9 protein-coding genes are annotated in these 13,404 nt (G+C 41.6%); 3 read left to right on the forward strand and 6 right to left on the reverse strand.

From position 1 onward, the window contains the following. Positions 1 to 37 precede the first annotated feature (37 nt). The 3 genes from QWZ08_RS09170 to QWZ08_RS09180 all read right to left on the reverse strand — a co-directional run bounded on the left by QWZ08_RS09170 (position 38) and on the right by QWZ08_RS09180 (position 3,604). A complete protein-coding gene (locus tag QWZ08_RS09170; protein ID WP_290337095.1) occupies positions 38 to 517 on the reverse strand; it encodes a TlpA family protein disulfide reductase in 480 nt (159 codons plus the stop codon). Between the two features lie 157 nt (positions 518 to 674). Continuing rightward, positions 675 to 2,714, reverse strand: a complete 2,040-nt coding sequence (locus QWZ08_RS09175; protein WP_290337096.1) for a putative porin — start codon at positions 2,712 to 2,714, stop codon at positions 675 to 677. Between the two features lie 77 nt (positions 2,715 to 2,791). Next, positions 2,792 to 3,604, reverse strand: coding sequence for a purine-nucleoside phosphorylase (locus QWZ08_RS09180; protein WP_290337097.1), 813 nt, complete (start codon positions 3,602 to 3,604; stop codon positions 2,792 to 2,794). Between the two features lie 353 nt (positions 3,605 to 3,957). Between QWZ08_RS09180 and sucC the strand changes: the two genes are divergently transcribed. Next, a complete protein-coding gene (gene sucC, locus QWZ08_RS09185; RefSeq protein ID WP_290337098.1) occupies positions 3,958 to 5,169 on the forward strand; it encodes an ADP-forming succinate--CoA ligase subunit beta in 1,212 nt (403 codons plus the stop codon). Positions 5,170 to 5,363: 194 nt separating this feature from the next. On the opposite strand, the gene QWZ08_RS09190 is transcribed toward sucC, so the two are convergent. Together QWZ08_RS09190 and QWZ08_RS09195 are read right to left on the reverse strand one after the other, a co-directional pair. Next, positions 5,364 to 5,801, reverse strand: coding sequence for a c-type cytochrome (locus QWZ08_RS09190; RefSeq protein WP_290337099.1), 438 nt, complete (start codon positions 5,799 to 5,801; stop codon positions 5,364 to 5,366). 6 nt (positions 5,802 to 5,807) lie between these two features. Continuing rightward, positions 5,808 to 7,082: a PQQ-dependent sugar dehydrogenase gene (locus QWZ08_RS09195; RefSeq protein ID WP_290337100.1), complete on the reverse strand. Its 1,275-nt coding sequence runs from the start codon at positions 7,080 to 7,082 to the stop codon at positions 5,808 to 5,810. 213 nt (positions 7,083 to 7,295) lie between these two features. On the opposite strand from QWZ08_RS09195, the gene QWZ08_RS09200 reads away from it, so the two are divergent. Then, positions 7,296 to 9,482, forward strand: coding sequence for a penicillin acylase family protein (locus tag QWZ08_RS09200; protein ID WP_290337101.1), 2,187 nt, complete (start codon positions 7,296 to 7,298; stop codon positions 9,480 to 9,482). 175 nt (positions 9,483 to 9,657) lie between these two features. On the opposite strand, the gene QWZ08_RS09205 is transcribed toward QWZ08_RS09200, so the two are convergent. Then, positions 9,658 to 11,040, reverse strand: a complete 1,383-nt coding sequence (locus QWZ08_RS09205; RefSeq protein ID WP_290337102.1) for a GH1 family beta-glucosidase — start codon at positions 11,038 to 11,040, stop codon at positions 9,658 to 9,660. Between the two features lie 321 nt (positions 11,041 to 11,361). Here QWZ08_RS09205 and QWZ08_RS09210 point away from each other — a divergent pair, with 321 nt between their 5' ends. Beyond that, on the forward strand, positions 11,362 to 13,293 hold the full coding sequence (locus QWZ08_RS09210) for a sodium:solute symporter family protein (RefSeq protein WP_290337103.1): 1,932 nt from the start codon (positions 11,362 to 11,364) through the stop codon (positions 13,291 to 13,293). Positions 13,294 to 13,404 lie beyond the last annotated feature (111 nt).

Raw genomic sequence — 13,404 nt, forward strand, 5'->3', positions numbered from 1 at the left:
AATTTGTTTAAAGCTGGCTTTTAGTAGAACAAGTTCATCAATTCACCAGCGTTTTAATTTTAGCTTCCAGTTGGTCTTCAGCCAAATCTATCGCCACAATTTTACCTGTTTTATCGAGTAAAAAAGTATTGGGGATGGCGTTGACCCCGTATTTCTCTGCTGTTTTAGAATACCAGCCGGCTTTATCATTTACCTGTGTGTAGTTGATTTTATCCTGCTCAATTGCTTTTATCCAGTCACGCTTTTTGCTGTCGATAGAAACACCAAAAACTTCAAAACCTTTTGCTTTGTATTTGTTATAAAGACTAATTACACTAGGTATAGAAGCTCTGCACGGACCACACCAGCTTGCCCAAAAATCTATCAGTACCACTTTTCCCTTCAATGAAGATAAATGCACCGTGCTGTCTTTTAGTCCGGGTAAAGCAATTTCAGGCGCCATCTGTTCAACCTTTACCTGTGCCCTCGTGCCGGCGGAAACACCCAACATTATCATTAATAGAACAACATTTTTCATTTGCAGCAGTCTTTTTTTCTGAATAAAGAGAGTATAAAATTTAATATTTTTTTTATTGTAATTACCATACCATTGCTGGTTTTAATACAATACAAATATAGCGATCAGGGATTACAGTAAATCGTTAAAATGCTGGCTTACAATATCCCGGTAAACATCAATTCACAAAATTCCACTGTATGCCAAATCTTATCACCAAACCCGGGTAAGCATAATGAGGGGCCGCAAAATTATTTTTTGTAAACCCGAACCCGTTTGAAAAATCCATGGTATTTAAATTCTCTGCCCGTATAAAAGCAGTAAAAGATTTTATTCTAAAATGCACGAAAGCGCTAATATCCGGCCTGTTCCTGATGGTAAAACTGGTATCGGGTACAAAGAACTGCCCCATAACCGGCGAGTAGTTATAAGCTTTGTATGGAGTGTAATACCTGAACTCCAACCCTGTACTCAAATTAAGATTTTTAAAAAATAAGCCTTCGTATGCCAGGCGGTTACGCGTAAAAATCAGCGGCACCTTTACCGGTGCTGCGGCATCCGTTTGCTGCAATGTGGCTTCCGCATACAGATTCCATCGTTTGGTTAATTTTATTTTCTTTGCCGCACTTAACTGCAGCAAATTAATCACCTTACTATATTGCGCAGTTTTATAAAATCCTGTAAAATAAGCGTAGTTGGTAATTAAATAATTAGCGGCGGATAAACTTACAAAAGGGTTGTCTGCGTTAGCTTTTAAGCTAATGACATTTTCTTTTTTATAGCCACCGGCATTGCCGAAATTGAAAGAAGAGAGCGTGTTAAAAATAAAAGAAGGCGTTCGGTTTACATTGCTGAAAGCCAGCCGCACATTTCCCCATTTTTTGTTCAGGTATCTTGCCAGCGAAGCATTGATACTGTAATCACCGGAATTCAGTCCGGCCATATACAATTCTCCATTGGCCAGTATATCCCACAACCGGTTACGGGTTTTATTGCGGTACTCGCCATGTAACGTAATATTGTAAAAATTGTGGGTGCCTGTTGCAAAAGTGCCTTTGATGTTTTCAATGCGGGCGCCTGCCATTAAATACTGTGCAACGTTTTTTGTATCAGGATAAGTGATAATAGAAAAATCATTCGATACTACTTTCCATTTATCTGTAACTACCAGGCTATCCTTTCGAGTTGAAGTGGAAGTATCCACCATCATAGTGGTATCGTAATAGTTTACGTAATAGCTGGTGTCAGCAGATATCAAATCCCTGAATTGGTAATTATAACTGCTGTAATTTAACGTGTGTTGAAAACGCAGCTTTGAATAAAATAAATATTCAGTGGTGCTGTCGTTGATGGCAATGGAATCTTTTTTGCCCAGGTCGTATGATTGTCTTAAAAAGAAGGTAAAATCTTTATATACATTACCTGTTGTAACAGTTGTGTTGAAAGGATTGAAAGAAGAATTATTGCCACCGAGATTTACCGGTATGGCAAATAGTTTAAAGGTTTTATCTACTAGCAGACTGTCGTTTTTAATACCGCCGCTTTCCGAACTTTTCAGCACGTTGCCCATCAGCATAAAATAGCCTCCGTATCTTTTTCGCTTACCCTGGTAGTTACTAAAAAGCCGGTAACTTTTATGGTTGGTATTTTGAGAAGAAAAATAGCCCGGCGCACTGATCAATCTATATTCTAAACCAAAATTTAAATTGGGTTTGGGGTTCTGGGTATGGATAATACTTACCACCTGTTCCTTGCCCGAACCCAGTTCATAATTCATCCGGGTATAGGGCTTGGTAGTTTTAAAAAAGCGACTGTTTTCTAATGTGTATTTGTAAGCATCAAATGCATGGAACCCTGCATCCCACCCTGCTTTTGCATGAGGCGCATAAATAAGTGAATAGCCGGCGTTGCCATTGTTACCCAGGTATTGTTCGGTAGCAGGTATAGAAAAATATTTATAAAAATCGTTGAGGTTGGTGTCAATGCGGATGTTGCGGATAGAATCAAGGTATTTGAAAGTAACCGTGATGGTATCTTTTAAGTCATCTCTATGCTCAAAACCTAAACCCAAACTATCACTTTTGCTGCCGCCTTTGCTGCTGCTTCCGCCTTTGCCCATTCCACCGGCGGCACCTCTAAGCGTTTGCAGGCCCCGTTGCGCAACACCTGCTTGAAAAAACCCCAGCAGCAATAAAGAAAATACTATTTTATACATCATTCAAAATTATTCAACACCGGCAATATGTAATGCGGCTCCAAAACCAAACCAGCCGGTAAAATTTTGCTGCAATATGCTTACAAGCTGGCGACCAATTCCTTAAAAATATGTGTCAGCTTTGGCTCAGCTTCCCTGGCTGCCTGCAACACTTCTGCATGCGTAATTATATTTTCTTCTTCCCTTATGCCAAGATCGGTTATTACACTCATTCCAAAAACATCCAGGCCCATATGTACAGCGGCAATTACTTCCTGCACCGTACTCATGCCAACCGCATCACCTCCTATAATATGCAGTAATTTATATTCAGCCCTTGTTTCAAATGTTGGTCCTGTAACACCGCAATAAACGCCTTCTTTAACATCCAGATTTTCTTTGGCGGCAATTGCTTTTACCTGGCTGATTAAACGCTTGCTGTAAGGTTCACTCATATCGGGAAACCGGGGTCCCATCACCTCTTCATTTTTCCCGATCAAAGGATTAATAACAAAAAGACTAACATGATCTTTAATAATCATCAGATCACCCACCTTATAATCCAGGTTCATACCACCCGCAGCATTGCTTATGAGCAGGGTGCTGATACCTAAAAACTTCATTACCCTGATTGGAAAAACAACTTCCTGTGGGGTATATCCTTCATAACAATGAAAACGTCCCATCATAGCCACCACTTTTTTTCCTGCCAGTTCGCCAAATATTAATTTGCCATCATGGCCTTCTACCGTACTTACGGGAAAATGCGGGATATCCCTGTAGGCAATTTCTGCTTCTATTTTCATTTCTCCTGTAAAACTACCTAACCCGCTTCCCAGTACAATACCGGCGATGGGCTTGCTTTTATAACGGCTTTGGATATACGCAACTGCCGCATTTATTGTTGTAATCATTTTGCTTGCTTGTTTAGTAGTAAGAGCTGTTTATATCCACCATTTTAGGCTGCACCGCACCATCAAAATGGTTTTGCAAAGAAAGGAAACTAAAAGCAAGGTTGAATTAAAAAAATGGTAAAAAGAAATACCCGTGCTTTCTTCCCCAGGGGCGGGGAAATGGAGAATGCTAAACGCAGTTTTTGAGCGTTTGACAATTAAAAACTTTCTTATAGTGAATAATCCATTTTTACGCTGCAGTCAAGTGACGAATAAGCCACTTTTCTATGACTCTCCTGCAGGAGGATCAGGGTTAAATTATATCCTGCTTATTTCCCCTTCCCTTCTTATCTTCGCAAAAAATTTCTCCAAACATGAACCTTCACGAATACCAGGCTAAAGAGCTGCTTAAAAAATTCAATGTTCCAGTGCAGGAAGGCATTGCCTGCAATACACCTGCCGAGGCAGAAGAAGCATACCGCCAGATACATACCCTATACGATAGTAAGTTTGCTGTAGTGAAGGCGCAGATACATGCTGGTGGCCGTGGTAAGGGTACCATCCGTGGTAAAGAGCAGCGTGGAGTTGCGGTAGGTAAGAATGCCGAAGCAGTCAAAGAAATAGCACAAAATTTAATAGGCGGTACATTGGTAACCATCCAGACAGGCCCTGCCGGTAAACTGGTTAACAAAGTACTGGTAGCGCAGGATGTTTATTATGACGGTCCTAATCCTACTAAAGAATTTTACCTGTCTATTTTAATGGACCGGTCAAAAGGCCAGAATGTAATTATGTACAGCACCGAAGGCGGTATGAACATTGAAGATGTGGCACACAACACACCTGATAAAATATACAAAGAATGGGTAAACCCAAGTGGTTTGCTGCAGGCTTTCCAGGCTCGCAAGATTGCTTTTAATCTTGGCCTTAGTGGTAATGCTTTTAAAAACTGCGTGAAATTTGTGACCAATTTATACAACGCTTATGTTGGTTTGGATTGCAGCATGCTCGAAATAAATCCATTGTTCAAAACAAGTGATGATAAAATAATCGCCGTGGATTGTAAAATGGACGTAGACGATAACTCTTTGATGCGGCATGCAGATGTAGCTGGCTTAAGGGATATTAGTGAGGAAGATCCTACAGAAGTAGAAGCTGGAAAATTCAACCTGAATTTTGTAAAGCTGGATGGTAACGTAGGCTGTATGGTAAATGGCGCTGGCCTTGCCATGGCAACTATGGATATGATTAAATTAAGTGGTGGTGAACCTGCCAACTTTTTGGACGTAGGCGGTACTGCGAATGCACAAACAGTAGAGGCCGGCTTTCGCATTATTTTAAAAGATCCAAAAGTAAAAGCAATCCTCATCAATATTTTTGGTGGTATCGTTCGTTGTGACCGTGTTGCACAAGGTGTAATTGATGCCTACCAGTCAATTGGCAATATTGATATTCCAATCATTGTACGTTTACAGGGTACCAATGCTGATGTAGCAAAAACATTAATTGACGAAAGCGGGCTGAAAGTTCAAAGTGCCATTCTTTTAAGTGAGGCCGCAGCGCTGGTGAATAAAGCGGTGGCTTAATTTTTCGATGTCTGATTTTTTGATGTCTGATTTCTTTCAACTTGAGTGGAATGCCTTGACTTAATACAGCCGTCGATTCAAAATAGATTAAAAAGAATGTCCCATTTTAAGTGGGACATTTTTCGTTTAAATATTTGTGTCTTAAGGTTCGCATTGTCAACACTCTAAATTCACCATTCACTATTCACCACTCACTATTTAACCACTTTCGCCCTTGTTATCTTCACATCCATGGCAGTTACTGCAGGCTTTTTATTTCCAAAACTGTTGCGCACAAAGGTGAGTACGTCTGCCACCTGTTTATCGGTGAGGTAATTAAAAGAAGGCATTACGTTGTTGTATCTTTCTCCATTGATTTCTACCTGGCCCATCCCATTCAGTACGGTTGTTATCAGCCTGGGTTTAGGCCCGTTTATAAAAGCAGTTTTAATTAAAGGTGGATTCAGGTTTTCAACGCCACCTCCATCGGGTAAATGACAGGATACACAAAATTGCGTATACACTGCTTCTCCGGCCGTTATTGATGCCTTAAGACCTGCTACCGGCGATTTGGTAACCGGCTTCTTTTGCTGGGCAAAACCTGCTGTTGCAAGCAGTAATTGTATGCCGGCGAGTACTATTTTTGTACGCATATTTCTTTAAGGAGTGTAGGTTATTTTGTAAAGAAATCCTTTTGAATCATCGGTTACATACAGTGAACCATCAGGTCCCTGGGCTAGTCCGCATGGACGATGATCGGCACGACCTGAAGCAGTTTTTTCAGGAGAGCCCGAAAAATTATCTGCAAATATTTCCCATTCGCCAGCAGGCTTTCCATCTTTAAAAGGCTGGAACACCACAAAGTAACCGGCCTGTGGTTCGGGTGACCTGTTCCATGATCCGTGAAAGGCAATGAAAGCACCATTTTTATATTTTTCCGGAAATTGATTGCCTGTATAAAATAATAATCCGTTGGGCGCCATGTGGGCAGGATACGCTGCCGCCGGTTCCAGGTATTTTGAATCCGCTGCAGTCTTTCCATCGCCGCCATATTCGGGCGCAAGTATATTTTTATGTTGCGCCAAGTCATAGTACAGGTAGGGCCAGCCTGCATCATCTCCTTTCTTTAAAGCAAACATACATTCTGCCGGGTTTAGGGCTGATTGCTGCACCGTATATAAATCGGGGAATATATCATGCAACTGATCCCTCCCGTGTTGCATTACAAAGAGCTGATTGTTCTGCTGGTTCCAGTCGAGGCCAACAATATTTCTTAGCCCTGTTGCATACCTGACTCCGTCGGCATAGGTTTGATTGAGCTTATCATGTTTAAACATCCAGATACCACCGGCAGAATCCAGCATCGGGCAACCTTTTCTGCCCATAGAACCTTTTTGCCTGTCTTTTTCCTGGCAGCTGTTTAACCAGGCCCCAATATTTACATAGATGTTACCTTCGTTATCCAGTACCAGTGATTTTGTTTCATGCTGCCAGCGGTTAATTAATCCGGTTACTATTTTTTCCGGCGCTGCCGGATTGATGACTTCATTTTTTGCATCAAGTTTATACCTGAAAACTTCTTCATTGCTGGAACTGTAGAGGTAGCCGTCCTTAATGTATATTCCTGTGCCGCCATAATTACCAAACCCGTTTTTAACAACCGCTTTGCCATTGGCTTCCTGTAAATAAATAGTGCCCTTGCCGTTAACCGGCTTTGCCAGCCGTACATAAATTCCACCCTGGGGCGTTACAACAATATGCCGGGCCTTACCCATATTTTCCGCAAGTATCGTCGCCTTAAATTTGGCAGGCAATTTCAAGCCTGCGTTGTCATCTGTTATTTTTAAAACAGGCTTAACGCTTGTTTGTGCGTCAGCCAGCGTTGTACAAAATATCGCAGCAATGACCCCTGCGTAAACGAAAACTTTTTTCATTTGTTGATATTTATTTTCTAAAAAGTATATAAAGATAATTACCCAACTGATATTACAATTAACTGGCAAAACTGTTGAACTAAATCTACAAATTGGCTGTTTACATTTTTTACTCAATTATAACAACAACTGTTAAGCCTTTCTATTTACCCTCACGGAGCACTTGCAACTTTATACCAGCACTGGTTCTTTATCTTTACAAAAAATAAAACAATGCCTGTAAAAAAAATATTGCTGCTGTTGCTGGTACCGATACAATTATTGGCCCAAAATTTTTCCGGTAAAGAAATCAGCCGCTGGCAGCACCAGGCTAAACAGGTAACCATTACAAGAGATAACTGGGGCATTCCCCACATCAGTGGCAACACAGATGCCGATGCTGTATTTGGATTATTGTATGCGCAGTGCGAAGATGATTTTAAAAGAGTAGAACTAAACTACATTGAAAAGTTGGGCAGGATGGCAGAGATAAAAGGCGAAGCCGTTTTGTACGATGACCTGTTGCTGCAATTATTGATTGACACTGCGGATGCGAAAAAAGATTACAATACGGCCGCCCCGTGGTTAAAAAAATTATTGAATGCTTATGCGGATGGTATTAATTACTACCTGTATAAAAATCCACAGGTAAAGCCACTAATGATCCACCGCTTTCAGCCATGGTACCCACTGTTGTGGACTGATGGCAGCATTGGTGCTATTAACACGGCAGATATTTCCACCGCTGAGTTAAAGAATTTTTATAGCGGTGACGCAAAACCTGCGGTTGCATTGGCAAAAGATCCTGATCAGCAAACAGGTTCCAATGGCTTTGCATTTGGTCCTTCTGTTACTGCCAGCGGCAACGCCATTTTATATATCAACCCGCATGTTACATTTTATTTCAGGCCCGAAGTACAGGTTACCAGCAAGGAAGGGTTGAATGCATATGGCGCTGTTACCTGGGGCCAGTTTTTTGTTTACCAGGGATTTAATGAGCATTGCGGCTGGATGCATACCAGTAACAATGTGGATGTGGCCGACTTATACGAAGAAAAAATAAGCACAAAAAACAAACAATTTTTTTACGAATACAATCACCAGTTAAAACCCGTAAGGCAAAAGAAAATGGTATTGCGGTTTGCTGAAAATGGATTGTTGAAAACAAAAAATATTACCGCCTTTTTTACGCAGCACGGGCCAGTGATGGCCATGCGCAATAACAAATGGATCAGCCTGAAATCTTTCAACCGTTCTGCCATTAGTTTACAACAAAGCTGGCTGCGTACCAAAGCGAAGGGATTTGACGATTATAAAAAAGTAATGGACCTGAAAGCCAATACAAGCAACAATACGGTGTATGCGGATGACAAAGGCAATATCGCTTACTGGCATGGTAATTTTATACCTATCCGGGATAAAAAGTTAAACTGGGCATTGCCGGTAGATGGATCCACTTCTGCTACGGAATGGAAAGGTTTACACGAACAGCAAGATATTGTGCACCTGTTTAACCCACCTAACGGATGGCTGCAAAATTGCAACTCCACTCCCTTTTCTGTTGCCGGAAATTATAGCCCGAAAAAAGAAAATTACCCTGCTTATATGGCGCCTGACGGAGAAAATTTTCGTGGTGTAAATGCGGTGAGAATTTTAGGACGGGCAAATAAATACACCGTGGATAAAGTGATTGCAGCAGGTTATAATACTTATCTTTCAGCATTTGAAGTGTTGGTTCCGGCACTCATCAATTCATTTGAAAAGAGTATTGCGAGCGGGGATACTACTTACAATAATTTGAAAGAACCCATCGCAATTTTAAAAACCTGGGATTATCATTCTGGCGAATCATCTGTGGCTACCACGCTGGCCATTGAGTGGGCTCAGAAATTAGACAAACTGTTACAGAAAGTATATGTAGATGAAGGTGAAACCGACCAGGTACAAAACACCAAACACTTCGCTGCTGTTGCAACGGCAGCACAACTGCTGCCACCACTAACAGCTGTTGTAAATGAATTAACCGGTAAGTTTGGTAACTGGCAAATTGCCTGGGGAACCATCAACCGTTTTCAGCGGATTACTGACAATATCCCTGATGAGTACCACGATAGTTTGCCCAGTTTACCCATGGGTTTTGCCTCGGCATTGTGGGGACAAATACCATCTTATAACAGCAGATATTCCGCAGGTAATAAAAAGCGGTATGGTGTAAGTGGTAACAGTTTTATTTGTGCTGTTGAGTTTGGGAAAAAGATAATTGCAAAATCATTACTGGCTGGTGGTGAAAGTGGCGATCCATTATCCAAACATTTTAAAGATCAGGCTGAAATGTACACCCATGGCCAGTTTAAAGAAGTATTGTTTTATCCGGAAGATATAGCGAAGCACGTAGAAAAAAAATATCATCCGGGCGAATAGTTTACTTCCAGCGGGTAAAAATGCATTAGGGATTGAAGCGGAAAGCCCGCAGCTGAGGGTTTGCGCATGCCTTTATGGCGAGGACTTGCAGCGTAAAGCCCGGCCCGCAGCAGCGGGAAATGCCCTTATTAAATTCCGGCACCATTACTACTTTGACAAGAAAACCTTTTAACGCTTACAACCCATTGTTTTTAATCACATCGGCATACCACAAGGCAGAGGCTTTCGGTATTCGATTGAGCGTTTCTTTCTCCACATAATGTATCCCGAATTTTTTTGAATAACCGCTGGCCCATTCAAAATTATCCAGCAACGACCAGATAAAGTATCCTTTTACGGGTACGCCCAAATCAATGGCTTCACCAATGGAAGTAATATAAGCCTTGAAAAATTCAATTCTTTCCGCGTCATCCACTTTTCCATCCACCAGTTGATCATCAAAGGCACACCCGTTTTCTGTAATAAAAACAGCAGGGTTATTATATCGTTCCGCAATCCATTGCAGCAGTTTTTTACATCCCCACGGAACAATGGCCCATTGCATATCTGTTAGCTTCCAGTCTGCATCTATACTCAGGTTCACGTCCTGGTCTTCTGAAAGTCCTCCATTACCGTATACACTTCCCTCCTCTTTATTGTTGGTTGCGTCAGATGCATACATAGTAGTGTAATGGTTCAATCCAAAAAAATCAGACGAGCCTTTGAGCGATTTTTTTTCGGCCTCAGTAAATGATGGCAGGCGGTCACCCAATCTTTCTTTCATCACTGCGGGATAATCGCCTTTATAAACAGGATCTGCAAACCAGCCTAAAAAAAACTCCAGCGCTCGTTGCGCCGCGTCTTTGTCTGCATTGCTATCTGTCAGCGGCTCCCGCCAGTCGCAGTTATTGGTTATGCCAATACAGCCTTCTTGTTGTTGCTGAAATTGAGTGCGGTATAGATGCACCGCCTGTGCATGCGCCAGCAATAAATTATGGCCTGCTACATAAGGCAGATCGTTTGATTTTTTACCTGGTGCAAACACGCCATGACCATAGCCCAAAATAGCCACCACCCATGCTTCGTTGATGGTGATCCAATTTTTTACGCGGTCGCCAAAATGGGTGAAACAAACTTCTGCATAGTCTGCAAACACGGCCGCTATTTCATTACCCAGCCAGCCATCTATTTCAAATTCCAGCGCAGCAGGTAAATCCCAATGATACAGTGTTACCCATGGCTCAATGCCTGCTGCCAGCAGTTCATTGATCAGCTTGTTATAAAAGTCAATGCCCTGTTGATTTACAGCACCACGCCCTGCCGGCAATATACGTGACCATGCTATTGAGAATCGGTATGCTTTTAAACCCATGGCTTTCATCAACGCAACGTCTGCGGCTATGCGATTATAATGATCACAGGCTATTTCACCTGTATCGCCATTTTTTACTTTACCGGGGATCAAACAAAACACGTCCCAAATAGATGGTCCTTTTCCATCGGCTTTCCATGCGCCTTCTACCTGGTAAGAAGAAGTGGCACTACCCCAGATAAAGTTGGCCGGAAATTGCTGTATCATAAATTATAAATGAAGTGTTCAAAAAATAGTTGCTCCTGAAAATTAAAAACACTTAAACGAGCTGCCAAGTTATTGCTTTTATACATGCTTATTAAAAGCAGGTTCTAAATCCGGATTTTTTTTCAGCTATGCCGGTAAAAGCTGTATATTTCAATAGGCTCATGTGGAGTTTACAATACTGATACTTTTTTAATTTTTGTTGCGCACATTTCAACAGCAGGCCTGTAAAATATTGTTAAATGAAAAATATTGATTTACTTAATGGATTGATGTGATCTGCCCGTACAACCGGCACTTTCATACATCCTCTAAAACTAACAAATGTATATTCTTTCAACGATTGACCTGCTGATAATACTCGCCTATTTCGTCCTGATGGTGTTTCTTGGTTTTTATATGAAAAACAAGGCAAAAAAAAGTAAAGATGCATATTTGATGGCCGGCAAATCCTTACCCTGGTATGCTTTGGGGCTGAGCGATGCCAGCGATATGTTCGACATCAGCGGCACGATGTTGCTCACCAGCATGGCTTTTTTATATGGATTTAAAAGTGTCTTTATTCCCTGGATGTGGCCGGTTTTTAACCAGGTTTTCCTGATGGTATTCTTAAGCCGCTGGTTGCGCCGTAGCAATGCTACTACCGGTGCAGAATGGTTAAAAACACGCTTTGGTTTAACTGACCGTGGTGTTGGCCAAAGCCATAAAGTAGTTGTTGCTTTTGCGCTTATTTTATGCATTGGATACATGGCATACGCCTTTGTAGGTGTAGGCGAATTTCTACAGATCTTCCTGCCTTATGAACGGATAAAAGATACGCTGCCCTTTCTAAATCATGGTGAGGCGGCTTTTACTGCAGGCTCCGACCAATATAAAGCAGCACTCGAAATTTCCAAACACAGTACTGCCCAGTTTTACGGTGTCAGCATTTGTTTGATAGCCATGTTGTATAGCATTTTAGGTGGCATGCATGGAATAGTGTTGGCAGATGTGATCAAGTACATGATCATGATTGTATGCTCCTTATTTGTTGGTATTATTGCTATGCGGCACCTGAGTGCAACTGGCGTCAATGTGCTGGAAAGAGTGCCCAAGGGCTGGGACTCACCGTTTTTTGGTATGGACCTTGGCCTTGACTGGAGCAATAAATTAAATGATGCCAAAATAAAATTGGAGAAAGATGGATACCAGTTGTTTTCAGCTATCATGGGTATGATGTTATTCAGCGGTATTATGAAGAGCCTGGCTGGTCCTGCACCGAATTACGATTGCCAGAAAATACTGAGCACCAAAAGCCCGGAAGAGGCTGCTAAAATGAGTGGATTTATTTCTGTGATATTGATGCCGGTAAGGTATTTTATGACGATGGGGCTTTGTATTATGGGCATCCTGTATTTTAAAGATCTTGACCTGCACAATGGTACAGATGGCCTGATTAATTTTGAAAACATCATGCCGTCCGTTATCAGTAAATTTTTACCGGTGGGATTGATCGGGCTGGTGCTGGCCGGTTTTTTAGGTGCCTTTATGAGTAACTTCAGTGGTACTTTAAATGCAGGACAGGCCTACATTGTGAATGATATTTACCTGAAGTACTTTAATCCGCAGGCAGATCGTAAGAAGATAATTGCGATGAGTTATTTAAGCGGCATCGTAATGGTAATTTTTGGTATTGGCCTCGGGCTGCTCATCAAGGATGTCAACATGATTTTCAATATTATTACCGCAGGATTATACGGTGGTTTTGTATGTGCCAATGTTTTAAAATGGTATTGGTGGCGCTTTAATGCCAACGGCTTTTTTTACGGTATGCTGGCAGGTATTGTGGTGAGCGCCATTCCGCCATTGTTGAGCGTAACGGGCGTTACTACTTATTTTGATGGCACAAGAATGCTGTATTTTTTCCCTCTGTTTATATTAATACAATTCATTGCCTGTATCATCGGCACCTATAGAGCACCGCCAACGGATATCCCTACTCTGCTTGCATTTTATAAAAATGTACGGCCATGGGGATTCTGGAAACCAATCCACTCAATGGCCATGGCAGAAGATCCGACTTTCGAAGCCAATAAAAATTTACCGGTCAATATCTTTAATATTGTTCTTGGTATAAGCGGGCAAATTTTGCTGATGCTGTTACCGATGTACCTTATCTTAAATCAATGGAACGGGCTGGGGATTGTGATGTCCCTGATAGCGGTAATATTTTTGGTAATGAAACGTACCTGGTGGAACCGCCTAAAAGATTTTTAACCAGCCCCCTGATAACAACCCTGATACCGGGCAGCGATAATATCGCTGCCTTCTTTTATTTTTGCAGATTACTATAAAAATGCGGCCCGAAGAATCGGGCCGCCTCATTTA

It is taken from the genome of Ferruginibacter paludis (assembly GCF_030409685.1).
Lineage (GTDB): Bacteria > Bacteroidota > Bacteroidia > Chitinophagales > Chitinophagaceae > Ferruginibacter > Ferruginibacter paludis.